Raw genomic sequence first — 26,124 nt, 5'->3', positions numbered from 1 at the left:
GTCAGTCCTCCTCCTGGCTGATGACCGACCACACGAGGTCCTCGTAGGACGCGGCCTGCTCGGCGACGAGCCGGTGCAGCAGCGCCGAGGACGCCGTGACGGCGGCGCGGGCGGTCGGGTGCCGGCGCTCCTCGGCGAGCAGCTGCCGGTACAGCGGGCGGACGCGGTCCAGCGCCCGGCGGGAGGGCCGGCGCCGGCTGGAGTGGTAGCCGACCACCGAGCCGTCGGGGCCGTAGGACGGCGTCACGTGCGCGAGGACCCAGTAGGAGGCGCCGTCGGCGGCGAGGTTCTGGATGTAGGCGAACAGCTCGCGGCGGGCGGCGAGGGTGTCCCACAGCAGCGAGAACACCGCGCGCGGCATGTCGGGGTGCCGGATGAGGTTGTGCGGCTGCCCGACGACCTCGTCGAGGGAGTAGGCGCCGACCCGCAGGAAGACGTCGTTGGCGTAGGTGATCACCCCGCGGCCGTCGGTCTTGGAGACGATGAGCTCGTCGGCGCCGAAGGACCGCTCCTCACCGGTGGGCCGCACGGCGGTCCGGCGGGGACGGGGGACCGCGGTCCGGGGGTGGGTGTCCAGCAACGCGGTGTCCTCCTGTGTCGATCGGTCGTGCACCCGGGTATCGGCACGCGCCGCCGGGACGCGATCCGAGCGGTGCAGGTCGGGACCAAGGTCCCGGCGGGCAGTCCGCGGAGCCGGCGCGGCCGCCTCCCTAGACTCCGCGCCATGCTGCTGTCCGACCGCGACATCCGCGCCGCGATCGCCGAGGGGCGGCTCGGCATCGAGCCGCACGACGCGGGCCTGGTGCAGCCGTCGAGCATCGACGTCCGGCTCGACCGCTACTTCCGGGTGTTCAACAACGCCCGGTACACGCACATCGACCCCGCGCAGCAGCAGGACGACCTCACCACGCTGGTCGAGCCCGACGGCGACGAGCCGTTCGTGCTGCACCCGGGCGAGTTCGTGCTCGGGTCCACCCTCGAGGTGGTCTCCATCCCCGACGACCTGGCAGCGAGACTGGAAGGAAAATCGAGCCTGGGCCGTCTCGGGTTACTGACGCACTCCACGGCGGGCTTCGTCGACCCCGGCTTCTCCGGGCACATCACGCTGGAGCTGTCCAACGTGGCCAACCTGCCGATCACGCTGTGGCCGGGGATGAAGATCGGCCAGCTGTGCCTGTTCCGGCTCACCGGCCCGGCCGAGCACCCCTACGGCTCGGCGGTCTACGGCTCCCGCTACCAGGACCAGCGCGGCCCGACGCCCTCGCGGTCCTTCCGCAACTTCACCCGCGCGGAGACCCGGCGGCCGCAGGACTGACCGCCGCCGGCGACCAGCCGGGCACCTCGTCGTCGACGAACCGGTCCCGGGTGACGAGCCACCCGGTGACGGTGAGGCCCACGGTGGCGACGGCGATCAGCACGAACATGCCGCCGTACCCGCCGGTGGCCCCGCGCAGCACACCGACCAGCAGCGGGCCGGCGCCGGCGAGGACGTAGCCCCAGCCCTGGGTGACCGTCGAGAGCGCGGACACCGTCTCCGGCGTCCGGGCGCGCAGGCCCAGCAGCGTGAGCACCATGGAGAACGTCCCCATGCCGACGGCGAGCACGCTCATCCACAGCCACGGCATCGTGCGCGGCGCCAGCCACAGCCCGGTCCAGCCCACGGCGTAGCAGGCCATGAACCCCAGCAGCAGCGGCCGCTGCCACCGCTGCCGCACGGTGAGGGAGGGGACGACCGCGTTGACGGGGATGACGACGATCGAGTTGATGCCGAGAAGCAGGCCGGCGGTCGCCGCGCTGAGGCCGGAGTCGCGCAGGTACTGGGCCGACCAGCCCATCACCACGTAGGCCTGCGTCGCCTGCAGGCCGAAGAAGGCGGCGAGGGTGAGGGCCAGCGGGCTGCGCAGCAGCGGGGCCATGCGCACCGACCGGTGGCTGCCGCGCGAGGCGCCCGGCCGGCGCGGGGTGACCAGCCAGGGCAGCGCGGCGGCCAGCGCGAGCACCGCCCAGATGCCCAGCGCCCAGCGCCAGCCGTCCTGCCCCAGCGCGGCGGCTATCGGTGCGGTGCTCACCGCCGCGACCGCGCCGCCGATGGCCATGCTCGCGCTGTAGGCGCCCACCAGCAGGCCCGTGCGCTCGGGGAACCAGCGCTTGACCAGGCCGGGCAGCAGCACGTTGCCCAGCGCCCCGCCGACCATGGCCAGCGCCGTCCCCACGAGGAACAGCGGGAAGGAGTCGACGACGGCGCGCAGCACCAGCCCGGCGGCCATGGTCGACAGCGCGCCGGCGAGCACGTGCCCGTCGGGGAACCGGGCGGCCAGCGGGGGGCCGGCGAAGCCGATGAGGGCGAAGCACAGCACCGGCATGGTGGTCACGACGCCGGCGGCGGCGCTGGAGACGCCGAGGCCGGCCTCGAGCTCGGCGAGCACCGGCCCGACCGAGCTGACCGCCGTCCGCAGGTTCGCCGCGGTGAGGACGATCGCCACGGCGACCAGCACCAGCCCCCGGCGTCGCTGGGTGGCGTCCGGGGCGGACGGGGGAGCGGCGGCCGTGCGGGTCACCGTTCGATGGTGCGCCCCACCGGGTCGCCGCCCGCAACCGGGTGCACTGTGCAACCAGTCACGCCGGTCAGGCGCGCAGCTCCGTGCGGGCGGTGGTCTGCACCCGCGGGACGATCTGCGGGACCCGGCGCCAGAGCACCCGCTGCAGGGCCAGCGTCACCACGGCGGCGGCGACGATGCCCACGAGGTTGATGCCCAGCTGCAGCGCCGCGCGGGCGAACTCGCCGCCGCTGCCCAGGGCCAGCGACACCGCCATGTCCGCTGCCGCCGGCACCGTGGTCACCGAGATGAAGACGCCGACCAGGGCGGCGCTCTTGGCCGACGTCAGCGACAGCACGCCGGCGATGCCGGCCAGCACCGCGACCACCAGCGACCAGTGGTCGGGCTCGGTGATGAAGACGGTCTGCGGCCGGGCCATGGTGAGCACCTCGGGGCCGAACCAGCCGAGCAGCCGGCCGGTCAGCGTGACCACCGTCGTCACCGCGATCGCCACGAGGAAGCCGACCCCCAGCGCCCGGCCGGCCGACCGCGCGACCGAGCGCCGGCCGTGGACGAGGGCGACGGCCAGTCCCGCCAGCGGGGCGAACTCCGGCCCGAGCACCATCGCGCCGATGAGCAGGACCGCGGAGTCGTTGACCACCGCCACGGCGGCCAGCAGCGTCGCGATGGTGAGGAAGGACAGGTAGGACACCGACAGCGACGAGTCGGCCGCCGTCGTGCGCACCACCTGCTCCCACACGACGGCGTCGGACCCGTCACCGGGCGCGGCCTCCTCCGCCCGCTCGGCGCTGGCCGACACGGCGGTGTCCACGGCCTCGACGGTGATCCCGCCGTCGCGGTCGACGTGCAGCTCACGCAGCCCGGCCACGAGGGCGTCGGCGGACTCGCGGGCGACGTCGGCGAGGACGAGGTCACCGGCCGGGCTGACCGAGGCCCCGGGGAGCACGGCGAGGTGGGCGGTGCCGGGGCAGCGGTCGAAGAGGTCCCGGACGTCGTCGGTGCGGTCGGGCGGCACGGTCACCCGCAGGTGGAGGAGCACGCGCGGTGTTCTACCGGAGGAGACGGCCCCGCAGACGGCGGACGCCGCCGGTGAGGCGATCCTCACCGGCGGCGTCCGTCGGGTGGTGCGGGTGCGGCCGGCTAGGCCTGGCCGTGTCCCGTCGCGGCCGAGCCGGTGCCGGCGACGTCGTCGTCGGACGTGCCGACCTCGGTGCCGTGCTCGGTGCCCGGGGTGCCGACCGGCGCCATCGAGCGCAGCAGGATCTGGCTGACGTCGAGGACCTCGACGTGCTCGGCGGCCTCGCCGTTCTGCTTCTTCGACGTCAGGGCGTCCGACAGCATCGTGATGCAGAACGGGCAGGCGGTGGAGATGACGTCGGGGTCGAGACCGAGGGCCTCCTCGGTGCGCTCCACGTTGATCCGCTTGCCGATCTTCTCCTCCATCCACATGCGCGCGCCGCCGGCGCCGCAGCAGAAGCCGCGGTCCTTGCAGCGGTGCATCTCCTGGGTGGAGAGGCCCTGCACGCTGTCGAGGATCTCCCGCGGCGGCGTGTAGACCTTGTTGTGCCGGCCGAGGAAGCACGGGTCGTGGTAGGTGACCTTGCGGTCGACCGGGGTGACCGGCGTGAGCCGGCCCTCCTCCACGAGCTGGCTGAGCAGCTGCGTGTGGTGCACGACCTCGTACTCGCCGCCGACCTGCGGGTACTCCCGGCCCAGCGAGTTGAAGCAGTGCGGGCAGGTGGTGACGATCTTGCGGGTGCCCGGCACGCGGCCCTCGAAGACGCCGTTGAGGGTCTCGACGTTCTCCTGCGCCATCATCTGGAAGACGAACTCGTTGCCCATGCGGCGGGCCGGGTCGCCCGAGCAGGTCTCGCCCGAGCCCAGGACGGCGAACTCGACGCCGGCGGTGTGCAGCAGCTCGGCGACGGCCTTGGTGACCTTCTTGGCGCGGTCGTCGATGGCGCCGGCGCAGCCGACCCAGAACAGGTACTCGACCTCGTAGGGCAGCGGGCCGTCGGCCATCCGCACCTCGAAGTCCATCTCCTTGATCCAGTCCTCGCGGGTGCTCGGGCTCACGCCCCAGGGGTTGCCGCGGTTCTCGAGGTTGCGCAGCATCACGCCGGCCTCGGACGGGAAGTTGGACTCGATGAGGACCTGGTAGCGGCGCATGTCCTCGATGTGGTCGACGTGCTCGATGTCGACCGGGCACTGCTCGACGCAGGCGCCGCAGTTGGTGCAGCTCCACAGCACGTCGGGGTCGATGACCCCGCCCTCCTCGAGGGTGCCGACCAGCGGGCGGTGCGCCTGGGCGTCGTTGGTGCCCTCGATGCGGGCGTAGCCCGACGCCCAGACCTGCTCGTCGCTGGGCTTGAGGACGTCGAAGTCCGGGGCGGTCTCGCTCGCCGTCTTCGCGCCGAGCAGGTACGGGGCCTTGGCGTAGAGGTGGTCCCGCAGGTCCATCACGACCATCTTCGGGCTCAGCGGCTTGCCGGTGTTCCAGGCCGGGCACTGGCTCTGGCACCGCCCGCACTCGGTGCAGGTGGTGAAGTCGAGCATCCCCTTCCAGGTGAAGTCCTCGATCTTGCCGCGACCGAAGACGTCGTCCTCGCCCGGGTCCTCGAAGTCGATCGGCTTGCCGTTCGAGGTCATGGGCTGCAGCGGGCCGAGGGCGACGCCGCCGTCGTCCTGCCGCTTGAAGTAGATGTTCGGGAAGGCGCTGAAGCGGTGCCAGGCCACGCCCATGTTGAGCGTGCGAGCGAGCACGACCAGCCAGACCAGCGAGACGACGATCTTGACGAACGCGACGACGCTGAGCAGGTCCGGGCTGTCGGGCAGCACGGTGGCCAGCAGGCCCGAGACCGGGTGCGACCAGGCCGGCGCCTCGGTGAGGTCGGAGGAGATCTTCAGGGCGCGGATGAGCAGGATGCAGACGCCGACGACGAGGACGACGGCCTCGACGAAGTAGCCGCGGCCCTCGTTGGAGCCGGCGAAGCGGCTCGCGCGGCCCTGGCGGCGCGGGTGGTCCTTCTGGCGCCGGTAGATCAGGTAGAGGATCCCCAGGATCGTGCCGGTGCCGATCACGTCGGCGAAGAGGTTCCACAGGCTCCACTCGCCGATCAGCGGCAGGTGGAAGGCCGGGTTCCAGACCTCGCCGAAGGCCTCGACCAGGGTGAGGAACAGGCCGTAGAAGCCGACGAACACGAACCAGTGGGCGGCGCCGATGGCCGACCACTTGAGCATCCGGGTGTGGCCGAGCGACTCGACCAGGAGTGTCTTCATCCGCGGGCCGAAGGGCCCGAAGCGGGTGCTGTCGGGCTGGCCGGTGCGGATGATGCGGACCATCGCCCGGACCGCCCGGTAGGCCAGCACGACCGCCACGATGAGGAACAGCACGCTGATCGTGCCGAGCACGACCTGCAGGGGGCCCGTCATGATTCCCTCTCCCCACGCCAGGCGGCGTCGGTTGGTCGGTCCGCACGGACGGTGCGAGAGGGGTCTCGCCGCCGTCGTCGACCGGCCTGCGGACCGGCGGCGGATCGCGCGCGGGCGCCTGTGCCCACGCGACCCAGCACGATAGCTGCGCGAGCACAGGTTACCCGCCGGTAACCCGGGGCGCCGCGCCCTCCTCCGGCGCCGTCGACGGTGCTCACCGCCCACCCGCCGTGGGGTCGACCGGCCCGTTCGCTGCGTCGGCCGTCCCCGGGTGCGTCGCCGCGGGGAGGGCGCCGGCAGCGACAGTGACGGTCCTCACCCGGGGTGTCGGCCCCGGCGCGTGTCCGCGCGGTGTGGTGCCCGACCTCACTGCGCAGCGCGAGGTCGGGCACCACACGGTGAGGGCTCTCAGGCCGACCGTCGCCGGCCCCGTGCCCGCGCAGTCGCGGTGAAGCGTCGGACCGCCGGCCCCGGGATGGCCAGGAGTGCCGCGACCTCCGCGGCGAGGGTCGGCCAGCGGTCGCCGAGGTCGGCGTCGACAATCCGGACCACGCGGGTGCCGAGAGCGCGGAGCTTGTCCTCGCGCCGCTTCTCCTCCCACAGGACCTGCCGCGCCGTGCGGTCGCGCCACGGGTCGGTGTACGTGACCCGGCCGTCGAACTCGACCGCGACGGCGGCGCCGTCGAACCAGGCGTCGACGACCCCCACCAGGCGACCCTGGCTGCGGATCTCGACCTGCAGCTCGGGCGCCGGCAGGCCCGACCCGACGAGCCGCAGGCGGCCCCGGGTCTCCAGCGGTGACTCGGCGCGCCCGTCGGCCAGCCCGACGGCGCGCCGGGACCTGGGTGTGCCCCGCCAGCAGTGCTGCGCGGCGGCGACGCGCACCAGTTCGCCTGCTGTCGTCGCCCCGGCGAGCAGAGCGGCGTCCATCGCGACGACGGCGTGCTCGAGTTCCCACTCCCGGGCGCAGTCGACGAGCGTGCGAGCCGGTGACGTGAGGCGGAGGGGGCCGCGCCGGACCACCTCGTCGGCGTCCAACGGGGCGCGGTTCATCCGGAAGGTCGAGCCCCTGCGCCACTGGTCCGGATCGGTGAGCCGGACCGTCCGTTCCAGGCCGTCCGACACCGGGAGGCCGAGGAGGCGCGCGGCCGAGCCGTGGCTGACGACGGCGCCGGGCCGGTCGAGGAACAGCAGGGTGGCGAGGCAGTCGACGGCGTGGGGACGGCCGCCCAGGCGGGCCGGTCGCTCCGCCGTCGTGTGGACGCCCCGCTGCAGTCGCACCCACTCCCCGGTGGAGCGCAGGGACCGGATCTCGTCGTGCCCGTATCCCGCCCGGCGGGCATCCAGGGCCGTGAGCAGGCCCCCCTGGCGTTCGGCTGCGGCTCGGAGAACGGGGTGCACCGGGCCAGCGTGGTGACGGGACCCGCCCCGGTGGGCGTCCTGTCGCGATCCGTGGACGAGCGGGCCGTATCTGGACTCACCGGGTGGTGCGCGACCTCGTCCCGTAGCGCGAGGTCGGGTACCGCGCGGTGAGGACGGTGGGAAGTGATCGTGCGCGGGCCGGCCCGGACCCCTGTGACCCGAGTCACGGAGACGTGTCGTGGTGACCCCGGGAACACCGGCGCGAGGCGTGCCGTTAGGGTGGGCAGGAAAGTTGAGTGGACCCCGCGCAAGGCGGACACCAGCTCGCCACACGACCCAGCACAGCACCCGCACGCACACGGAAGAGGAGCCAGCTCCATGGCACGAGCGGTCGGTATCGACCTCGGCACCACCAACTCCGTCGTCACCGTCCTGGAGGGCGGCGAGCCGACGGTCATCGCCAACAGCGAGGGCTCGCGCACCACGCCCTCGGTCGTCGCCTTCGCCAAGAACGGCGAGGTCCTCGTCGGTCAGTCGGCCAAGAACCAGGCGGTCACCAACGTCGACCGCACCATCCGGTCGGTCAAGCGCCACATGGGCACCGACTGGAAGACCGGCGAGATCGACGGCAAGCGCTACACGCCGCAGGAGATCAGCGCCCGCATCCTGCAGAAGCTCAAGCGGGACGCCGAGACCTACCTGGGCGAGCCGGTGACCGACGCGGTCATCACCGTCCCGGCCTACTTCGAGGACGCGCAGCGCCAGGCCACCAAGGAGGCCGGTGAGATCGCGGGCCTCAACGTCCTGCGCATCGTCAACGAGCCGACCGCGGCCGCGCTGGCCTACGGCCTGGACAAGGGCGAGACCGAGCAGACGATCCTCGTCTTCGACCTCGGCGGCGGCACCTTCGACGTCTCGCTGCTCGAGATCGGCGAGGGCGTCATCGAGGTGAAGGCCACCGCCGGTGACAACCACCTCGGCGGTGACGACTGGGACGAGCGGATCGTCAAGCACCTGGTGCAGACGTTCAACGCCCAGAACGGCATCGACCTGTCCAAGGACAAGCTGGCCATGCAGCGGCTCCGCGAGGCCGCCGAGAAGGCCAAGATCGAGCTGTCCGGCGCGCAGTCGACCAACGTCAACCTGCCCTACATCACCGCCGGCGCCGAGGGCCCGCTGCACCTCGACGTCACGATGACCCGGGCGGAGTTCCAGCGCCTCACCCAGGACCTGCTCGACCGCACCCGCGCGCCGTTCAACCAGGCGATCCGCGACGCCGGCGTCTCCGTCGGCGAGATCGACCACGTCGTCCTGGTGGGTGGCTCCACCCGCATGCCGGCCGTCTCCGACCTGGTCCGCGAGCTGACCGGCGGCAAGGAGCCCAACAAGGGCGTCAACCCCGACGAGGTCGTCGCCATCGGCGCCGCGCTGCAGGCCGGTGTCCTCAAGGGCGAGGTCAAGGACGTCCTGCTCCTCGACGTCACCCCGCTGTCCCTGGGCATCGAGACCAAGGGCGGGATCATGACCAAGCTCATCGAGCGCAACACCACGATCCCGACCAAGCGCTCCGAGATCTTCACGACGGCCGACGACAACCAGCCGTCGGTGCAGATCCAGGTCTTCCAGGGCGAGCGCGAGATGGCCATGTACAACAAGAAGCTCGGCATGTTCGAGCTGACCGGTCTGCCGCCGGCGCCGCGTGGCGTCCCGCAGATCGAGGTGGCCTTCGACATCGACGCCAACGGCATCGTGCACGTCCACGCCAAGGACCTCGGCACGGGCAAGGAGCAGTCGATGACCATCACCGGTGGCTCGGCCCTCCCCAAGGAGGACATCGAGCGGATGATGCGCGACGCCGAGGCCCACGCCGAGGAGGACAAGCGCCGCCGCGAGGAGGCCGAGACCCGCAACCTGGCCGAGTCGCTGCAGTACCAGACCGAGAAGTTCCTGGCCGAGAACGGCGAGCGCATCCCGGCCGACAAGAAGGAGGAGCTCGGCGAGGCCCTGACCGAGCTGCGCTCCGCCCTCGGCGGCTCCGACATCGCCGCGATCAAGTCGGCACAGGAGAAGGTCGCCCGCGTCTCGCAGGAGGTCGGCGGGGCGCTCTACGCCCAGCAGGCCGAGGCCGGCGCCGCCGGCACCGGTGACGGTGACGGTGCGCCCGGCGCGGCCGGCGGCCCGGGTGCCTCGGCGCCCACCGGTGACGACGACGTCGTCGACGCCGAGATCGTCGACGAGGACAGCGACCGCCGATGAGCCAGGGGGACGAGCAGCCGCGGGTCGTGATCCGTGACAAGCGGCGGATCGACCCCGTCAGCGGCGCGGTGCGGGCGCCGGCCGGCCAGCAGCCGGCCGGCGCCCCGCCGGGCCCGACTCCGGCACAGACACCTGACCACCCATCGCCAGGGGAGCGCATGAGCGAGAACGAGACGGTCACCCAGGTGCCCGTGCAGGAGAGCACGGCCGACGACAGGGCCGGCGACGGCGACCTGTCGCGCCAGCTGGCCGAGCGGACCGAGGACCTGCAGCGGGTCACGGCCGAGTACGCCAACTACCGGCGGCGGGTCGACCGCGACCGCGCGCTGGTCGTCGACCAGGCCGCCGAGCGGTTCGCCGCCCAGCTGTTCCCGATCGTCGACGACATCGAGCGGGCCCGCGACCACGGTGACCTGACCGGCGCCTTCAAGGTCGTGGCCGACCGCGTCCTGGGGCTGCTCGACGGCCTGGGCGTGTCGGCCTTCGGCGTCGCCGGCGACCCGTTCGACCCGGCGATGCACGAGGCCGTCCTGCACGACACGTCCGACGACGTCAGCGTGCCGACGGCGACGACGGTCCTGCGGCAGGGTTTCCGCCGCGGGGACCGGGTGCTGCGGACGGCGATGGTGGCGGTGAGCGAGCCGTCCGGTGCCGCTGCGACGGCCGGTGACGGCGCCACCGGGGACGCGGCCGGCGCTGACCCGGCTCCCGAGGCCGCGCCGGGGGAGACCCCGGCCGCCGGCTGACCGGCCACCGACCAGCGACGCCGGACGCGAGGAGAGGAGGCGCCCGATGAGCACTCGGGACTTCATCGAGAAGGACTACTACAAGGCGCTGGGCGTCTCCCAGAACGCCGATGCCGCGGAGATCAAGAAGGCCTACCGGAAGCTGGCCCGGGACCTGCACCCGGACAAGAACCCGGGCAACGCCGACGCCGAGGCCCGGTTCAAGGACGTCTCCGAGGCCTACGACGTGCTCTCCGACCCCAAGCGGCGCAGCGAGTACGACGAGGCCCGGCGGCTGTTCGGCGCCGGCGGCGCCGGGGCCCGGGCCGGGTTCCCCGGTGGCTTCCCCGGGTCGGCGGCCGGCGGCCAGTCCTTCGACCTCGGCGACCTCTTCGGCGCCGCGGGCAACGCCGGGCGGGCCGGGGCCGGCGGGCTCGGCGACCTGTTCGGCAACCTCTTCGGCGGCGGCGGCGGCGGTGGCACCACGGCCGGCTCGGCCCGGGCGCGCTCGCAGGCGGCGTCCGGGCCGGCCCGCGGCCAGGACGTCGAGACCGAGGCCACGCTGTCGTTCGACGAGGCCGTCCTCGGCGTCACCGTGCCGCTGCGGATGCAGAGCCCGGGCACCTGCCCGACCTGCGCCGGCACCGGCGCCAAGCCGGGCACCAGCCCGCACACCTGCGAGGTCTGCGGCGGCGCCGGTGTCACCAGCCGCAGCCAGGGCGCCTTCGCGTTCTCCGAGCCCTGCCGCAACTGCCGCGGCACCGGCCAGGTGGTCGACGACCCGTGCCCCACCTGCGCGGGCAACGGCGTCACCACCCAGACCCGCACGATCACCGTGCGGATCCCCGCGGGCGTCAAGGACGGCCAGCGCATCCGGCTGGCCGGCAAGGGCGCGCCGGGACGACGGGGTGGCCCGGCCGGTGACCTGTTCGTCGTCGTGCACGTCAGCGACCACGAGCTGTTCGGCCGCAAGGGCGACGACCTCACCCTCACCGTGCCGATCACCTTCCCCGAGGCGGTGCTCGGCACGACGCTGACCGTGCCGGCGCTCGACGGCACCGTCACGCTCAAGGTGCCCGCGGGCACCGCGAGCGGGCGCACCCTGCGGGTGCGCGGCCGGGGCGTGCCGGGCCGCGGCCGGTCCGGCGACCTGCTGGTCACCGTCGAGGTGGCCGTGCCGCAGCGGCTCTCGGCCGAGGCCGAGCGGGCCGTGAAGACCCTCGACGCCGAGCTGGGCGACCCGCGCCCGCAGATCACCGCGGCCGTGGAGCGGGCGGGTGCCGAGCGGGCGGGTGCCGGGCGGGGGAGTGCCGAGGGCGGGAGCACCCGGTGAGCGCGCCGGGCGCCGAGGAGCGCGACCGCCGGGACGGCGCGCGGGCCGTCGCCGACGACGCGCCGGTCTTCGTGATCTCCGTGGCCGCCCAGCTGGCCGGCATGCACGCCCAGACGCTGCGCCAGTACGACCGGCTGGGTCTGGTCACCCCGGGGCGCACGCCCGGCGGCGGCCGCCGCTACAGCCCCCGCGACGTCGCCCTGCTGCGGGAGGTCCAGAGGCTGTCCCAGGAGGACGGCGTCAACCTCGCCGGCATCAAGCGGATCATCGACCTCGAGTCGCAGGTCGAGGCGCTGCAGCAGCGGGTGCACGAGCTGCTCGGCGAGCTCGAGGAGTCCGAGCGCCGTCGGGCGGCGTCCGAGGCGGCGCTGCACGGCACCTTCGCGGCCTCCTACAGCCGCGCCGACCTGGTGCCGATGCGGCAGGCGACCTCCGCGCTGGTCGTCTGGCGGCCGCGCGAGTCCCGGTGACCGGGAACCCCGGCGGCACCACCGTCGTGGAGTGGGACGTGGGCAGCACCGGTGCGGAGCAGCACGAGTCCTTCGTGCGCCTCGAGCGCGAGATCGGCCTGCTGCTGCGCCGGTCGCGGGCCATCTCCGCCCGGCTGGCCCGCGAACTGCACCCCGACCTGGACGGCGCCGCCTACGGCCTGCTGGCGCTGCTCGCCGACGGCGGCCCGCTGCGCGCCAGCGACCTCGTCGCCCGGCTGGGCCTGGACAAGAGCACGGTGAGCCGGCAGGTGTCGTCACTGGTCGCCCTCGGCATGGTCGACCGCGAGCCCGATCCGGCCGACGGGCGGGCCCAGGTGCTCCGGCCCTCGGCGGAGGGCGCGGCGCGACTGTCGGGCATCCGCGAGGCGCGCCGCGCCCGCTGGGAGGCCGACCTGTCCGGCTGGCCGGCCGACGACGTCGCCACCCTGGCCGAGCTGCTGGCGCGGCTCAACCGGATCGGGGAGGCCCGCGAGGCGCAGGCGGCGCCTGGGGGCTGACCCACCACTCGCACGACGCCGACGGCGCCCGGACCACCACGGTCCGGGCGCCGTCGTCGTGTGGTGAGCGTCTCCGTGGGCTAATCGTTGCAGACCCCAACCAACTGTACGTATGGTTGGTGTCTGCAAGTACCCCCTCGCCCGTGAGGACCCCCATGCCCGTCACGCCCGCCACCCGCGACCGGCTGACCGCCGGGATCGCCCGGCTGCTGCGCAGCGGCCGGCACGTCTCCACCCGCGCCGCCGACGCCGTCTACGGCGAGCTGCCCTCCTTCGGCTGGGCGCTGCTCGTGCCGCTGGAGCGCGACGGCGAGCAGCGCTGCAGCGCGCTGGCCGCCCAGGTCGGCGTCGACGTCTCGGTCGCCAGCCGCCAGGTCGCCGCCCTGGAGCGCGCCGGTCACGTGGAGCGCCGTCCCGACCCGCGCGACGGCCGGGCCAGCCTCATCCGGCTCTCGCGGTCGGGCGCCGCCGCGCTGGCGCAGACCCGCGCCCTCCGCGGTGAGTGGGCCGCCGAGGCCCTCGCCGACTGGGACGAGGACGACGCACGCCACCTCGGCGACCTGCTCGAGCGGCTGGCCGCCGACCTCGACCGCACCGTGGCGCCGCGTCCGCACGCGCGGGCCTCGTGACGCACACCCGCCCGTCCCCCACCCGCGCCGAACCACCCAGGAGCACCGTGACCACCACCCGCGAACCCGCCGTGACCGCACCGGCGGCGCAGGCGCCGGTCGAGCAGCAGGGCCGCATGACGCACCGGCAGATCCTCGAGGCCCTCTCCGGGATGTTGCTGGCGATGTTCGTGGCGTTCCTGTCCTCGACCGTCGTCTCCAACGCCCTGCCCACGATCATCACCGACCTGCGGGGCAGTCAGAGCCAGTACACCTGGGTGGTCACCGCCACCCTGCTCGCCTCGACGGCGTCCACGCCGATCTGGGGCAAGCTCGCCGACCTCTTCAGCAAGAAGCTGCTGATCCAGCTCTCCATCGTCGTCTTCATCGTCGGCTCGATGCTCGCCGGCCTGTCGCAGTCGGTGGGCACGCTCATCGGCTGGCGCGTGCTCCAGGGCCTGGGCCTCGGCGGCCTGCAGGCGCTGGTGCAGATCGCCATGGCCGCGATGATCAGCCCCCGCGAGCGCGGCCGGTACTCCGGCCTGCTCGGTGCCGTCATGGCCGTGGCCACCGTCGGCGGCCCGCTGCTCGGCGGCCTGCTGGTCGACACCAGCTGGCTGGGCTGGCGCTGGTGCTTCTACGTGGGCGTGCCGTTCGCCGCGGTGGCGCTGGTGCTGCTGCAGCGCACGCTGCACCTGCCGGTGACGAAGCGCCGGGTCCGCATCGACTACCTCGGTGCCACGTTCCTCGCCGCCGGCGTCTCGGGGCTGCTCATCTGGGTCACCCTCGCCGGCGACCGGTTCGCGTGGGCCTCGGTCGAGACGGCGCTGTTCCTCGCCGGCAGCACGCTCGCCGTCGTCGCCTTCGTGGTGACCGAGCTGCGGGCGGCCGAGCCGATCGTCCCGCTGCGGCTGTTCCGCGACCGGACGACGACCCTCGCCATCGTGGCCAGCGTCGCGATCGGTGTGGCGATGTTCGGCTCGACGGTCTTCCTCGGCCAGTACCTGCAGATCTCCCGCGGCTACTCGCCGACGGCGGCCGGCCTGCTCACCATCCCGATGGTCGGGGGGCTCCTGCTGTCCTCGACCGTCTCGGGCCTGCTGATCACGCGCTACGGCCGGTGGAAGCGCTACCTGGTCGCCGGTTCGCTGCTCGTGGTCGCCGGGTTCGGGCTGCTGTCGACCATCGACCACGAGACCGACATGGTCCTGCTCGGCGTCTTCCTCTTCGTGCTCGGCGTCGGCATCGGCATGACCATGCAGAACCTGGTGCTCGCGGTGCAGAACACCGTGGCCGCGAGCGACCTGGGTGCGGCGTCGTCGGCGGTGGCGTTCTTCCGCAGCCTCGGCGGCACCATCGGCGTCTCGGTCCTCGGCGCGGTGCTCAGCAGCCGGGTCACCACGCTGATCACCGCCGGCCTGCCGCCGGAGGTGGCCGCCGCCGGCAGCGGCTCGGGCAGCGTCGGCCTGGCGGACCTGAAGGACGCGCCGCCGGCCATCCAGGAGCTCATCCGCGTCTCCTACGGCGACGCGACCGGCCGGATCTTCCTGGTCTCCGCGGTCATCGCGGTGGTGGCCGTCGCGGCCATCCTGCTCGTCCGCGAGGTCGCGCTGCGGACCGAGAGCGGCGAGGAGCGGCTGGCCCGCGAGGCCGAGCCGGTGTCCGAGGCGGCCTGACCCGTCGGCGCGAGCCCGACGGCGCGGAGGCCCGCTCCCCACGTGGGGAGCGGGCCTCCGTCGTCCCGCCTCAGGACTCCAGTGCGGCGTCCAGCGTGATCTCGTCGACCCCGGCGAGGGCCTTGCTGACCGGGCAGCCGGACTTGGCCGCCTGGGCGGCCTTCTCGAAGCCGGCGGCGTCGAGACCCTCGACCTCACCGCGGACGGTGAGCGCGATCCGCGTGATGTGCGGCGCGCCGTCCTTCTGGCCGAGCGTGACGTCGGCGCTGATCTCCAGGGACTGCGGGTCGCCCCCGGCCTTGCCGATCTCGTTGGACAACGCCATCGCGAAACAGGCCGAGTGGGCGGCGGCGATCAGCTCCTCCGGGCTGGTCGTGCCGCCGGCGTCGTCGGCCGCGCGCTTGGGGAAGTTCACCTCGAACGTGCCGACCTTCGAGCTGGACAGCTCGACCTGCCCCGAGCCCTGCTCGAGGGTGCCGTTCCAGGCGGTGCGTGCGGTACGGGTGGGCATGGCTGCCTCTCCGGGACGGGGAGCCGGCGACTGCTGCCGGCGTCGGACCCCGCGGCCCTACCCCGGTGGACGGCGAGCGACCCACCGGGGACCGGTCACGACCCCCGGGGGGACTCGCTGACGCGCTGGGTCAGCACGTTGAGCGTCTGCTTGAGGTCGGAGAACTGGTCCACGTCCATCCGCAGCGCGCAGATCATGTCCTGCGAGATCGCGTAGGCCCGGTCGCGCAGCGCCCGCCCGGCGTCGGTGAGGGCGATCGCCACGGAGCGCTCGTCCTCCACCCGCCGGTGGCGGGTGACCAGGCCGGCGGCGGTCAGCCGCTTGAGGAGGGGCGACAGCGTGCCGCTGTCGAGGGCCAGCCGCTGGCCGAGCTGGCCGACGGTCTGCTGGTCCTCCTCCCAGAGCAGCATCATCACCAGGTACTGCGGATAGGTGAGGCCGAGCTCCTCGAGCATCGGCCGGTACCGGGCCGTCATCGCTCGCGACGCCGCGTAGAGCGCGAAGCACAGCTGGTCGTCCAGGGCCACGCTCGGCGCGGGGAGGCGGCCCTCCACGCTCGTCTGTTCCATGTTCTGAGTGTAGGGACCAAATAGTGGCGCGGCATGCAGTTGTGCCGGATTCGCGCCGTCGCGATCGGCTGGTACGAGCCGGACTTGAGTGGAACAGACTCAACCTCCCGGCCGTTGCACCCGTCGACACGCCGTTGCGCCGGGGACCGTCCCGGCGACCCCGACGAGAGGACCATCCGGACCCACCATGGAGAGCAAGCTGACCACCCGTTCGCAGGAGGCGTTCGCGGCCGCCCAGCGGCTGGCGGTCGACCGGGGGCAGGCGGCGCTGGAGCCCCTGCACCTGCTCGTCGCGCTGCTGCAGCAGACCGACGGCATCGCCGGCCCCCTGCTCAGCGCCGTCGGCGCCGACCCGGCCGACGTCCGGGCCAAGGCCGAGGCCGCCCTGCGCCGCATGCCCAGCGTCAGCGGCGCCACCGTCGCAGCGCCCTCGCCGTCGCGCGAGCTGCTGCGGGTGGTCAACGCCGCCGGTGAGCAGGCCAGCGCCCTGGGTGACGAGTACGTCTCCACCGAGCACCTGCTGGTCGGGCTGGCGGGCTCGGACGGCGAGGCCGGTGCCGTGCTGACCAGTGCCGGCGCCACCCGCGACGCGCTGCTGGCCGCCTTCCGCACCGTCCGCGGCACCCGCAAGGTCACCACCGCCGACCCCGAGAGCACCTTCCAGGCGCTGGAGAAGTACGCCGTCGACCTCACCGAGCGCGCGCGGGACGGCAAGATCGACCCGGTCATCGGCCGGGACACCGAGATCCGCCGCGTCGTGCAGGTGCTCTCCCGCCGCACGAAGAACAACCCCGTCCTCATCGGCGAGCCCGGCGTCGGCAAGACCGCGATCGTCGAGGGGCTGGCGCAGCGGATCGTGGCCGGCGACGTCCCCGAGAGCCTCAAGGGCAAGCGGCTGATGGCGCTGGACCTGGCGAGCATGGTCGCCGGTGCCAAGTACCGCGGTGAGTTCGAGGAGCGGCTCAAGGCCGTCCTGCAGGAGATCGCCGAGTCCGAGGGCGAGGTCGTCACCTTCATCGACGAGCTGCACACCATCGTCGGCGCCGGCGCCACCGGCGACTCGGCCATGGACGCCGGCAACATGATCAAGCCGATGCTCGCCCGCGGCGAGCTGCGCATGGTCGGCGCCACGACCCTCGACGAGTACCGCGAGCACATCGAGAAGGACCCTGCGCTGGAGCGCCGCTTCCAGCAGGTGTTCGTCGGCGAGCCCTCCGTCGAGGACACGATCGGCATCCTGCGCGGCCTCAAGGAGCGCTACGAGGTCCACCACGGTGTCCGCATCACCGACGCCGCGATCGTCGCCGCCGCCACCCTCTCGGACCGGTACGTCACGGCCCGCTTCCTCCCCGACAAGGCGATCGACCTGGTCGACGAGGCCGCCAGCCGGCTACGGATGGAGATCGACAGCCGGCCGGTCGAGGTGGACGAGGTGGAGCGCGCCGTGCGCCGCATGGAGATCGAGGAGATGGCGCTGGCCAAGGAGGAGGACCCCTCCTCGCAGGACCGGCTGGCGGCACTGCGCGCCGACCTGGCCGACCGGCGCCAGCAGCTCGACGAGCTGACCGCCCGCTGGCAGCAGGACAAGTCGGCGATCGAGCGCATCCAGCGGATCAAGGAGGAGCTCGAGACCGTCCGCACCGAGGCCGAGCGCGCCGAGCGCGACGGCGCCCTGGCCCGTGCCGCCGAGCTGCGCTACGGCCGGCTGCCCGAGCTGGAGCGCTCGCTGACCGCGGCCGAGGAGTCGGTGCAGACCGGCGAGTCGATGCTCAAGGAGGAGGTCGGCCCCGACGACATCGCCGAGGTCGTGCAGGCCTGGACCGGCATCCCCGCCGGCCGGCTGCTCGAGGGCGAGACGGCGAAGCTGCTGCGGATGGAGGACGAGCTCGGCCGGCGGGTCGTCGGCCAGCCCGACGCCGTCCGCGCGGTGTCCGACGCCGTCCGCCGGGCGCGGTCGGGCATCGCCGACCCCGACCGGCCGACCGGGTCCTTCCTGTTCCTCGGCCCCACCGGCGTCGGCAAGACCGAGCTGGCCAAGGCGCTGGCGGAGTTCCTGTTCGACGACGAGCGGGCGATGGTCCGCATCGACATGAGCGAGTACTCCGAGAAGCACTCGGTGGCCCGCCTGGTCGGGGCGCCCCCGGGCTACGTCGGCTACGAGGCCGGCGGTCAGCTCACCGAGGCGGTCCGGCGGCGGCCCTACACCGTGGTGCTGCTCGACGAGGTGGAGAAGGCCCACCCCGACGTCTTCGACGTGCTGCTGCAGGTGCTCGACGACGGCCGGCTCACCGACGGCCAGGGGCGGACGGTGGACTTCCGCAACACCATCCTGATCCTGACGTCGAACCTCGGCTCGCAGGTCATCGCCGACCAGTCGCTGCCCGAGGAGGCCCGCCGCGCGGCGGTCATGGACGTCGTCCGGTCGCACTTCAAGCCGGAGTTCCTCAACCGGCTCGACGACGTGGTCGTCTTCCGGGCGCTGGGCAGCGAGGAGCTGGCCGGGATCGTCGACATCCAGGTCGGCGTGCTCGCCCGCCGGCTGGCCGCGCGCCGGCTGACGCTGACCGTCACCGATGCCGCCCGCGAGTGGCTGGCGCTCAACGGGTTCGACCCCGTCTACGGCGCCCGCCCGCTGCGGCGGCTGGTCCAGTCGGCCATCGGCGACCCGCTGGCGCGGGCGCTGCTCGCCGGCGAGATCCGCGACGGCGACGGCGTCGTCGTCGACTGGCCGGCCGACCTGGCCGGGGACGCGGCCGACACCGGGCTGACCGTCACCCGCGCCTGACGAGGGACCCCGTCGCCCCCCGGGACGCGCTCCGCGCGCCCCGGGGCCCTGCGACGGGGCCGTTCCAGCACCTCACCGGGCCCGCCGTCCTCCCGCGAGGGACGCGGCGGGCCCGTCGCGTGTCGGGGGTGCTGGCCGGACCCCGCGCGGTCGACCATGATCCCCGCCGAGCACCGACACGGAGGAGACGCACCGCGATGACCGCAGGACAGGGCCCGCAGGGCTGGGAGCCGCCCCCGGGCCAGCAGCCGTACGGCCAGCAGCCGTACGGCCAGGCCCCCTACGGCGGCTACGGCTCCGCGCCGGCCGCACCCGACTCGTGGGGCGCCCCCGCGCCGGTGGAGCGCCCGCAGGCGGTCCGGCTCGGCGTCGGCGCGTGGCTCGCCAGCACCCTGCTCGGCGTCCTCGGCGCGATCGTCACCTTCGCCCAGTTCGACGAGCTCGTCGACCAGGCGCTGGTCGACCAGGGGCTCGACCCGGCCGACTACCAGGGCGTCAGCGACGCCACCGCCGCCGGTGTGGTCACCGCCGGCGTCGTGTTCGCGCTGGTCTTCATCGGGCTGCAGCTGCTGTTCATCTGGTTCGCCTGGCAGGGCCGCAACTGGGCGCGGATCGTGCTGTGGGTCCTGGGCGGCCTGGCGGTCCTCTCGAGCCTGGTCGGGCTGGCCGGCGGGGCCACCGCCACCAGCGGCCTGCTCACCGTGCTGTCCCTGGTGCAGACGGTGCTCATCGTGGTCGGCGTCGTCGCGCTCGCGGCCAAGCCGGCCAACGAGTGGTACCGCTACCGCGGCTGGCAGCGCGCCCGCGGCCGCTGATGGAGGACCTCCCTGCCCCCCATCGCTCGCACGCTCGCGGCGGGCCCCTGCAGGGAGGCCGTTCCAGACCGTCACGGGCCCGCCGGCTCCCCTCCCGGGAGCCGGCGGGTCCGTTACCGCATCGTGACCGACCCCGGTGAACCGCTCGCCGTGCCGTCCCGAACCCCGGGTGTGACCACCACCGAGCAGGCCCCCGCGCCGGCCACCGGACCGGACGGGGCGCACCCCGCCGCCGGTCGCGGCCCGCGCCGGCTGCTCGCCGCGCTCGCCGGCCTGCTGGCCGCCGCCGTCGCCCTGGGCGTCGCCGAGCTGGTGGCCGGCCTGGTCGGACCGGCGTCCTCCCCGGTCGTCGCGGTCGGCGACGCGGTCATCACCCTGGTGCCCGAGCCGGTCAAGCAGTTCGCCGTCAGCACGTTCGGCGAGAACGACAAGGTCGCCCTCGTCGTGGGCACGCTGGCGGTCGTCGCCGTCTACGCGCTGCTCGTCGGCCTGGTCTCGCTGCGCTCGCGCGCCGCCGGGGTCGCCGGGATCGCGCTGTTCGGGGGCGTCGGCGCCCTCGCGGCCATGAGCCGCCCGTCCGGGTCCGCACTCGACGCCCTGCCCTCGGTGGGAGGCGCGCTCGCCGGGACCGCCGCCCTCCTGCTGCTGCTCGTCCCCCTGACCCTGCCGGCCGGGGAGCGGGCCGTCCCCGGCACGGCCGACGACGACGTCCTCGAGCGGCTGCGCGGCGCCCTCGCCATGGCCGACCGCAAGGGCGCCGGCATGGACCGCCGCCGCTTCGTCGTCGCCGGCGGTGTCGCGCTCGGCGCGGCCGCGGTCACCGGCGGCGGCGGCCGGCTGCTGCAGCGGCGCTTCGACGTGAGCACCGACCGCGGCGGCCTGGTGCTGCCCGCGCCGTCGTCACCGGCACCGGCCCTGCCCCCGGGCGCGGACCTCGCCGAGCGAGTGGCCGGCCTGACCCCGCTGTTCACCGCCAACCGCGACTTCTACCGGGTCGACACCGCGATCACCGTTCCGCAGATCCGGCCGGCCGCCTACCGGCTGACCCTCTCCGGGATGTTCGACGCGCCGCGCAGCTACACGCTGGCCGACCTCTTCGACCGCGACGACGTCGTCGAGCGCGACGTCACGCTCACCTGCGTCTCCAACGAGGTCGGCGGCGGCCTGGCCGGCACCGCCCGCTGGACCGGCGTCCCGCTGGGCGCCCTGCTCCGCGAGAACGGCGTCTCCGCCGACTCCGACCAGCTGGTCTGCCGCTCCTCCGACGGGATGACCATCGGCACCCCGACCCGTGCGGCCCTGGACGTCGGGAACGCGATGCTGGCCTTCGGGATGAACGGCGAGCCGCTGCCGGTCGAGCACGGCTTCCCCGTCCGGATGCTCGTCCCGGGGCTGTACGGCTACGTCTCGGCCTGCAAGTGGCTGACCTCGATCGAGGCCACCACCTTCGACGCCTTCGACGCCTACTGGGTCGAGCGCGACTGGGCCGCGCAGGGGCCGGTCAAGGTGGCCTCGCGGATCGACACCCCCGCCCCGCTGCGCCCGTTCCCCGCCGGCCGCCGGCCGATCGCCGGGGTGGCCTGGGCCCAGGGCCGCGGCATCGCCCGCGTCGAGGTCCGGGTCGACGACGGCGCGTGGCAGGAGGCCGAGCTCGCCCCGCAGGCCGGCGTCGACGTGTGGCGGCAGTGGGTGCTGCCCCACGACTTCGCCCCCGGCTCCTACCAGCTCACCGTCCGCGCCACCGCGGCCGACGGCGAGGTGCAGACCGAGCAGCGCGCCCGGCCCTTCCCCGACGGGGCCAGCGGCCTGCACTCCACCCGGGTGATCGCGAGGTAGCGGTCCCCGCCCGGACGGCCCCGCCGGCCGGGCAGCACACCCCCAGAGCCCGTCTCGGCCGTCTGGCCGCAGACGCCTCTCCCGACCCCTCGGACGGGTCGGGAGGGACCACCGCGGGGACCACCCGGTCCCCGGACGGACGAGCACGACGACCGAGGAGCATCCCCACCGTGACGAAGAACAGCCTGACCCGCGGCCTCCTGCTGGCCACCGCCTCCACCCTCGCCGTCACCCTGAGCGCCTGCAGCTCCGACGACGCCGGCGCCACCGACAGCTCGGCCTCCGACGCCGACAGCTCGTCGTCCTCCGCGGAGGAGCCGGCGTCGTCGGAGAGCTCGGACTCGATGGAGAGCAGCAGCCCGGCGGCCGAGCCGGCGACGGACGAGCCCTTCGGCGCGGCCTGCTCCTCGGTGCCGGCCGACGGCGAGGGCAGCTTCGCCGGCATGACCGACGACCCGGTCGCCACCGCCGCCGGCAACAACCCGGTGCTGTCCACGCTGGTGCAGGCGGTCGTGCAGGCCAACCTGGTCGACACGCTGAACACCACGCCGGACATCACCGTCATCGCCCCGGCCAACCCCGCGTTCGAGGCGATCCCGCAGGACCAGCTGCAGGCGGTGCTGGCCGACAACGCGCAGCTGACCCAGATCCTCACCCACCACGTCATCCCGGGCCGGCTCTCCCCGGACCAGCTGGCCGGCACGCACACCACGGTCGCCGGTGACCAGGTGACCATCGAGGGCTCCGGCGAGGCGTTCACCGTCGCCCAGACCGTCACCGGCGCGCCGGCCTCGGTGATCTGCGGCAACGTGCAGACGGCGAACGCGACCGTCTACATCGTCGACCAGGTGCTGGCGCCCACGGCCTGAGGAAGGGCGCCCCGGCCCCGGCCGTTCCAGGGCGTCACCACCGGCCGGTCCGGCTCCCACGGGGGGAGCCGGGCCGGCCGGCTGCGTAGGGTCGCTGACCATGCAGCAGCACCCCGACCGCGACCGCCTGCGCGAGCTGGTCGTCGACCTGGCCGTCGTCCGCGGGCGGGTCACGCTGTCCTCGGGGCAGGAGGCCGACTGGTACGTCGACATGCGCCGGCTGACCCTCCACCACGAGGGCGCCCCGCTGGTCGGCCGCGTGATGCGCCAGCTCACCGGCGACCTGCGCTACGACGTCGTCGGCGGGCTCACCCTGGGCGCCGACCCGGTGGCGACGGCGATGCTGCACGCGGCCTCCGCCGGCGAGGGCTTCCTCGACGCGTGCGTCGTCCGCAAGAGCGGCAAGGCGCACGGGCTGCAGCGCCGGATCGAGGGCCCCGACGTCGAGGGGCGGGCGGTGCTCGTCGTCGAGGACGTCTCGACCACCGGCAGCAGCCCGCTGGCCGCGGCCGAGGCGCTGCAGGAGGCCGGTGCGGAGGTGATCGCCGTGGCCGTGGTGGTCGACCGCGGCGGGCGGGCCGCGGTGGAGGCCGCGGGGCTGGAGTACCGCGCCGCGTTCGAGCTCGCCGACCTCGGCCTGGAGTAACCGGGCACTTCCGCGGAAGTGCCCAGGGGTCGCCGTACCGTGTGAGCGTGACCACACTCGCCACCGCCTGGGTCGACGAGCTCACCGCGGCCCTGGGCGCCGACGGCGTCCGCACCGACCCCGACGTCACCGCCGCCTACGCCCGCGACCAGGCGATGCTCGCCGAGGCCGGCACGCCCGCCGCCGTCGTCTTCCCGCGCAGCACGCAGGAGGTCGCCGCGGTCATGCGGATCGCCTCGCGGCACGGCGTCCCGGTGGTCCCGCGCGGCGCCGGCTCGGGGCTGGCCGGGGCGAGCAACGCCGTCGACGGCGCGGTGACCATGGTCATGACCCGCATGGACGCCGTCCTGGAGGTCTCATCCGCCGACCGCCTCGCCGTCGTGCAGCCCGGCGTGGTCAACAAGGCGCTGCGCGACGCCGTCGCCGGGTCCGGGCTGTTCTACCCGCCGGACCCGTCGAGCTACGACTGGTGCACCATCGGCGGCAACCTCTCGACCAACTCCGGCGGCCTGTGCTGCGTCAAGTACGGCGTCACCACCGACTACGTGCTGGGCCTGGAGGTCGTGCTCGCCGACGGGCAGGTGCTGCGCACCGGACGGCGCACCGTCAAGGGCGTCGCCGGCTACGACCTGGCCCGGCTGTTCGTCGGCTCCGAGGGCACTCTCGGCGTCATCACCGAGGCCACCCTCGCGCTGCGCCCGGCACCGGAGCGGCCGGTGACGCTGGTGGCCACCTTCGCCACCACCGCGCAGACCGGCGAGGTCGTCGAGCGGGTGGTCACCTCCGGGCTGGTGCCGAGCCTGCTGGAGGTCATGGACAACACCTGCATCTGCGCCGTCGACGACCTGCTGCACGCCGACCTCGACCGCGACGCGCACGCGCTGCTGGTCGCGCAGTCCGACAGCGGGGGAGCGGCCGCGCTCGCCGAGGTCGAGGCGCTGGCGCAGCTGTGCCGGGACGCCGGGGCCGACCTCGTGCACACCACCGACGACCCGGCCGAGGGCGACCTGCTGCTCGCCGCCCGCCGCATGGCGCTGCCCGCGCTCGAGCGGTTGGGCACCACCCTCATCGACGACGTCGCCGTCCCCCGCTCGCACATCGCGGCGTTCCTCGACGGCTGCGACGCGATCGCCGTCCGCCGCGGGCTGACCATCGGCGTCGTCGGGCACGCCGGCGACGGCAACATGCACCCGACCATCTGCTTCGACCCGGCCGACCCCGACCAGCGCAGCCGGGCCTTCGCCGCCTTCGACGACATCCTCGAGCTCGGCCTGGGCCTGGGCGGCACGGTGACCGGCGAGCACGGCATCGGGTCGCTGAAGGTCGAGTGGCTCGAGCGGGAGGTCGGCGCGGTCTCCCTCGACGTGCACCGGCGCATCAAGGACGCGCTGGACCCGGCGGGGCTGCTCAACCCCGGGAAGGTGCTGCGCCGCCGCGGCTGAGCCGCCCGCCCGCTGTCGGCGCGCCCGGCGCGGGCGCGATACTGACCACGGACCGACGCCGTTCGACGAGGAGTGCCCGGATGCCCATCGCGACCCCCGAGGTCTACGCCGACATGATCAGCCGGGCGAAGGAGGGCGGCTTCGCCTACCCGGCGATCAACTGCACCTCGTCCGAGACCGTCAACGCCGCGCTGCGCGGGTTCGCCGACGCCGGCAGCGACGGGATCATCCAGTTCTCCACCGGCGGCGCCGAGTTCGGCTCGGGCACCCGCGTCAAGGACATGGTCACCGGCGCGGTGGCGCTCGCCGAGTTCGCCCACGTCGTCGCCGAGAAGTACCCGGTCAACGTGGCGCTGCACACCGACCACTGCCCCAAGGACAAGCTCGACTCCTACGTGCGGCCGCTCATCGCGCTGTCGAAGGACCGGGTCGACGCCGGTCAGGCGCCGCTGTTCCAGTCGCACATGTGGGACGGGTCGGCGATCGACCTGGAGGAGAACCTGCAGATCGCCGAGGAGCTCATCGACAAGTGCGCCGCGGCGAAGATCGTCCTCGAGCTGGAGATCGGCGTCGTCGGCGGCGAGGAGGACGGCGTCGCCCACGACATCAACGAGAAGCTCTACACCGCCCCCGGCGACTTCGTGGCCACCGCCAAGGCCCTCGGCCTCGGTGAGCGCGGCGTGTACCTGCTCGCGGCCACCTTCGGCAACGTCCACGGCGTCTACAAGCCGGGCAACGTCAAGCTGCGGCCGGAGATCCTCAAGCAGGGCCAGGAGGTCGTGTCGCAGGAGCTCGGCCTGCCCGAGGGCAGCAAGCCGTTCAACTTCGTCTTCCACGGCGGCTCGGGCTCGCTGCAGTCGGAGATCCGCGAGGCGCTGTCCTACGGCGTGGTCAAGATGAACGTCGACACCGACACCCAGTACGCCTTCACCCGGCCGATCGCCGGGCACGTGTTCAGCAACTACGACGGCGTGCTCAAGGTCGACGGCGAGGTCGGCGACAAGAAGGCCTACGACCCGCGCTCCTACATGAAGCTGGCCGAGACCAACATGGCCGCCCGCGTCGTCGAGGCCTGCGAGGACCTGCTGTCGGCCGGCCAGTCGCCGAGCGCCTGACCCATGACGCACCCCCACCAGAACCTGCTCGGCGAGCCGCCGGCCACCCTGCTACCCGGCACCCCCGAGGCGGAGGCGGAGCTCGCCGCGGGCGACCCGCCCGCCGAGGTCGCCGCGCACCACCCCACGGCCAGCGCGGCGTGGGCCGCGCTGGCGGAGGCGGCGATCGACCGTCCCGAGCGGGCCCTCGCCGACACCGTCGAGGCGTACGCCTACGCCCGCACCGGCTACCACCGCGGCCTCGACGCGCTGCGCAGGAACGGTTGGAAGGGCTACGGCCCGGTGCCCTGGTCGCACGAGCCCAACCGGGGCTTCCTGCGCTGCGTCATCGTGCTGGCCCGGGCGGCGGAGGCCATCGGGGAGGTCGACGAGCAGCAGCGCTGCACCCAGCTGCTGCGTGACTGCGACCCGAGCCTCGCTCCCTGACCGACCGCGCCCGACGGCCGCCGCTCCCTCGCGGGACGGCGGCCGTCGTCGCGCCGGGGAGGTGACGGGGGGTCACCGGAACGGGGGACCGCCGGCGGAGGTCGTCCGTTCACCAGGCGGAATGTCCGGTCCGGGAGCACACTCCGTGACCTCAGCGTCCGTCCGGGACGCG

At 74.0% G+C, this 26,124-nt stretch carries 23 protein-coding genes; 16 read left to right on the top strand and 7 right to left on the bottom strand.

What is annotated here, in order from left to right:
* Window position 1 precedes the first annotated feature (1 nt).
* Window positions 2-580 (bottom strand): PAS domain-containing protein, encoded by a 579-nt coding sequence (locus tag CHC04_RS04405; RefSeq protein WP_217897174.1) that lies wholly within the window; start codon window positions 578-580, stop codon window positions 2-4.
* 144 nt (window positions 581-724) lie between these two features.
* Here CHC04_RS04405 and dcd point away from each other — a divergent pair, with 144 nt between their 5' ends.
* The gene (dcd, locus tag CHC04_RS04400) at window positions 725-1,315 is read left to right on the top strand and encodes a dCTP deaminase (RefSeq protein ID WP_089402715.1); all 591 of its coding nucleotides are present in this window, start codon (window positions 725-727) and stop codon (window positions 1,313-1,315) included.
* Here the strand turns inward: dcd and CHC04_RS04395 are convergent.
* The 4 genes from CHC04_RS04395 to CHC04_RS04380 all read right to left on the bottom strand — a co-directional run bounded on the left by CHC04_RS04395 (window position 1,281) and on the right by CHC04_RS04380 (window position 7,271).
* Window positions 1,281-2,558, bottom strand: coding sequence for an MFS transporter (locus CHC04_RS04395; protein WP_089402714.1), 1,278 nt, complete (start codon window positions 2,556-2,558; stop codon window positions 1,281-1,283). The genes dcd and CHC04_RS04395 overlap by 35 nt on opposite strands.
* A 67-nt stretch (window positions 2,559-2,625) precedes the next feature.
* Window positions 2,626-3,597 (bottom strand): DUF389 domain-containing protein, encoded by a 972-nt coding sequence (locus CHC04_RS04390; RefSeq protein ID WP_089402713.1) that lies wholly within the window; start codon window positions 3,595-3,597, stop codon window positions 2,626-2,628.
* Between the two features lie 101 nt (window positions 3,598-3,698).
* Window positions 3,699-5,990, bottom strand: a complete 2,292-nt coding sequence (locus CHC04_RS04385; protein ID WP_089402712.1) for a (Fe-S)-binding protein — start codon at window positions 5,988-5,990, stop codon at window positions 3,699-3,701.
* Between the two features lie 408 nt (window positions 5,991-6,398).
* Window positions 6,399-7,271, bottom strand: coding sequence for a hypothetical protein (locus CHC04_RS04380; protein ID WP_245816986.1), 873 nt, complete (start codon window positions 7,269-7,271; stop codon window positions 6,399-6,401).
* A gap of 459 nt (window positions 7,272-7,730) precedes the next feature.
* Between CHC04_RS04380 and dnaK the strand changes: the two genes are divergently transcribed.
* The 7 genes from dnaK (at window position 7,731) to CHC04_RS04345 (ending at window position 14,938) form a co-directional block, all read left to right on the top strand.
* Window positions 7,731-9,608: a molecular chaperone DnaK gene (dnaK, locus tag CHC04_RS04375; protein WP_089402710.1), complete on the top strand. Its 1,878-nt coding sequence runs from the start codon at window positions 7,731-7,733 to the stop codon at window positions 9,606-9,608.
* A 158-nt stretch (window positions 9,609-9,766) separates the two neighbouring features.
* Window positions 9,767-10,354 (top strand): nucleotide exchange factor GrpE, encoded by a 588-nt coding sequence (grpE, locus tag CHC04_RS04370; RefSeq protein WP_245816985.1) that lies wholly within the window; start codon window positions 9,767-9,769, stop codon window positions 10,352-10,354.
* 46 nt (window positions 10,355-10,400) lie between these two features.
* Window positions 10,401-11,666 (top strand): molecular chaperone DnaJ, encoded by a 1,266-nt coding sequence (dnaJ, locus tag CHC04_RS04365; RefSeq protein ID WP_089402708.1) that lies wholly within the window; start codon window positions 10,401-10,403, stop codon window positions 11,664-11,666.
* Window positions 11,663-12,136: a heat shock protein transcriptional repressor HspR gene (locus tag CHC04_RS04360; protein ID WP_176449827.1), complete on the top strand. Its 474-nt coding sequence runs from the start codon at window positions 11,663-11,665 to the stop codon at window positions 12,134-12,136. Before dnaJ ends, CHC04_RS04360 begins: the two co-directional genes overlap by 4 nt.
* Window positions 12,133-12,654, top strand: coding sequence for a MarR family winged helix-turn-helix transcriptional regulator (locus CHC04_RS04355; RefSeq protein WP_245816984.1), 522 nt, complete (start codon window positions 12,133-12,135; stop codon window positions 12,652-12,654). The genes CHC04_RS04360 and CHC04_RS04355 overlap by 4 nt, the downstream gene beginning before the upstream one ends.
* A 155-nt stretch (window positions 12,655-12,809) precedes the next feature.
* Window positions 12,810-13,283: a MarR family winged helix-turn-helix transcriptional regulator gene (locus CHC04_RS04350; protein ID WP_089402707.1), complete on the top strand. Its 474-nt coding sequence runs from the start codon at window positions 12,810-12,812 to the stop codon at window positions 13,281-13,283.
* A 47-nt stretch (window positions 13,284-13,330) separates the two neighbouring features.
* Window positions 13,331-14,938 (top strand): MFS transporter, encoded by a 1,608-nt coding sequence (locus CHC04_RS04345; protein WP_245816983.1) that lies wholly within the window; start codon window positions 13,331-13,333, stop codon window positions 14,936-14,938.
* A 70-nt stretch (window positions 14,939-15,008) separates the two neighbouring features.
* Here the strand turns inward: CHC04_RS04345 and CHC04_RS04340 are convergent, their stop codons facing one another.
* Both CHC04_RS04340 and CHC04_RS04335 read right to left on the bottom strand, forming a co-directional pair.
* A complete protein-coding gene (locus tag CHC04_RS04340) occupies window positions 15,009-15,449 on the bottom strand; it encodes an OsmC family peroxiredoxin (RefSeq protein ID WP_089402706.1) in 441 nt (146 codons plus the stop codon).
* Window positions 15,450-15,544: 95 nt separating this feature from the next.
* On the bottom strand, window positions 15,545-16,018 hold the full coding sequence (locus CHC04_RS04335) for a MarR family winged helix-turn-helix transcriptional regulator (RefSeq protein WP_089402705.1): 474 nt from the start codon (window positions 16,016-16,018) through the stop codon (window positions 15,545-15,547).
* A gap of 187 nt (window positions 16,019-16,205) precedes the next feature.
* Here CHC04_RS04335 and clpB point away from each other — a divergent pair, with 187 nt between their 5' ends.
* The 8 genes from clpB to CHC04_RS04295 all read left to right on the top strand — a co-directional run bounded on the left by clpB (window position 16,206) and on the right by CHC04_RS04295 (window position 25,952).
* Window positions 16,206-18,803 (top strand): ATP-dependent chaperone ClpB, encoded by a 2,598-nt coding sequence (gene clpB / locus CHC04_RS04330; RefSeq protein ID WP_089402704.1) that lies wholly within the window; start codon window positions 16,206-16,208, stop codon window positions 18,801-18,803.
* A gap of 197 nt (window positions 18,804-19,000) precedes the next feature.
* The gene (locus CHC04_RS04325; protein ID WP_089402703.1) at window positions 19,001-19,618 is read left to right on the top strand and encodes a hypothetical protein; all 618 of its coding nucleotides are present in this window, start codon (window positions 19,001-19,003) and stop codon (window positions 19,616-19,618) included.
* Between the two features lie 171 nt (window positions 19,619-19,789).
* On the top strand, window positions 19,790-21,454 hold the full coding sequence (locus tag CHC04_RS04320; RefSeq protein WP_176449826.1) for a molybdopterin-dependent oxidoreductase: 1,665 nt from the start codon (window positions 19,790-19,792) through the stop codon (window positions 21,452-21,454).
* Window positions 21,455-21,624: 170 nt separating this feature from the next.
* Entirely contained in the window at window positions 21,625-22,323 is a 699-nt protein-coding gene (locus CHC04_RS04315; RefSeq protein ID WP_089402702.1) for a fasciclin domain-containing protein, read from the top strand.
* A 100-nt stretch (window positions 22,324-22,423) separates the two neighbouring features.
* Window positions 22,424-22,969 (top strand): orotate phosphoribosyltransferase, encoded by a 546-nt coding sequence (pyrE, locus tag CHC04_RS04310; RefSeq protein WP_089402701.1) that lies wholly within the window; start codon window positions 22,424-22,426, stop codon window positions 22,967-22,969.
* 47 nt (window positions 22,970-23,016) lie between these two features.
* Complete coding sequence (locus CHC04_RS04305; RefSeq protein ID WP_089403304.1) at window positions 23,017-24,411, top strand: FAD-binding oxidoreductase; 1,395 nt, start codon at window positions 23,017-23,019, stop codon at window positions 24,409-24,411.
* Between the two features lie 80 nt (window positions 24,412-24,491).
* A complete protein-coding gene (gene fbaA / locus CHC04_RS04300; RefSeq protein ID WP_089402700.1) occupies window positions 24,492-25,526 on the top strand; it encodes a class II fructose-bisphosphate aldolase in 1,035 nt (344 codons plus the stop codon).
* A gap of 3 nt (window positions 25,527-25,529) precedes the next feature.
* Window positions 25,530-25,952, top strand: a complete 423-nt coding sequence (locus CHC04_RS04295; RefSeq protein ID WP_089402699.1) for a DUF3151 domain-containing protein — start codon at window positions 25,530-25,532, stop codon at window positions 25,950-25,952.
* Window positions 25,953-26,124: the final 172 nt, after the last annotated feature.

Origin of the sequence: Geodermatophilus saharensis (assembly GCF_900188205.1) — a bacterium.
GTDB classification, from domain to species: Bacteria; Actinomycetota; Actinomycetes; order Mycobacteriales; family Geodermatophilaceae; genus Geodermatophilus; species Geodermatophilus saharensis.
Note: the sequence above shows the minus strand (reverse complement) of the source record. Positions and strands in the feature narration are given on the sequence as shown.

Bases quoted from the DNA above. Each gene is read 5' to 3' on its own strand.
- CHC04_RS04340 (WP_089402706.1), bottom strand. From the start codon at position 15,449: ATGCCCACCCGTACCGCACGCACCGCCTGGAACGGCACCCTCGAGCAG.
- CHC04_RS04385 (WP_089402712.1), bottom strand. From the start codon at position 5,990: ATGACGGGCCCCCTGCAGGTCGTGCTCGGCACGATCAGCGTGCTGTTC.
- CHC04_RS04295 (WP_089402699.1), top strand. From the start codon at position 25,530: ATGACGCACCCCCACCAGAACCTGCTCGGCGAGCCGCCGGCCACCCTG.
- fbaA (WP_089402700.1), top strand. From the start codon at position 24,492: ATGCCCATCGCGACCCCCGAGGTCTACGCCGACATGATCAGCCGGGCG.
- clpB (WP_089402704.1), top strand. From the start codon at position 16,206: ATGGAGAGCAAGCTGACCACCCGTTCGCAGGAGGCGTTCGCGGCCGCC.
- pyrE (WP_089402701.1), top strand. From the start codon at position 22,424: ATGCAGCAGCACCCCGACCGCGACCGCCTGCGCGAGCTGGTCGTCGAC.
- grpE (WP_245816985.1), top strand. From the start codon at position 9,767: ATGAGCGAGAACGAGACGGTCACCCAGGTGCCCGTGCAGGAGAGCACG.
- dcd (WP_089402715.1), top strand. From the start codon at position 725: ATGCTGCTGTCCGACCGCGACATCCGCGCCGCGATCGCCGAGGGGCGG.
- CHC04_RS04335 (WP_089402705.1), bottom strand. From the start codon at position 16,018: ATGGAACAGACGAGCGTGGAGGGCCGCCTCCCCGCGCCGAGCGTGGCC.
- CHC04_RS04325 (WP_089402703.1), top strand. From the start codon at position 19,001: ATGACCGCAGGACAGGGCCCGCAGGGCTGGGAGCCGCCCCCGGGCCAG.
- dnaK (WP_089402710.1), top strand. From the start codon at position 7,731: ATGGCACGAGCGGTCGGTATCGACCTCGGCACCACCAACTCCGTCGTC.
- CHC04_RS04350 (WP_089402707.1), top strand. From the start codon at position 12,810: ATGCCCGTCACGCCCGCCACCCGCGACCGGCTGACCGCCGGGATCGCC.
- dnaJ (WP_089402708.1), top strand. From the start codon at position 10,401: ATGAGCACTCGGGACTTCATCGAGAAGGACTACTACAAGGCGCTGGGC.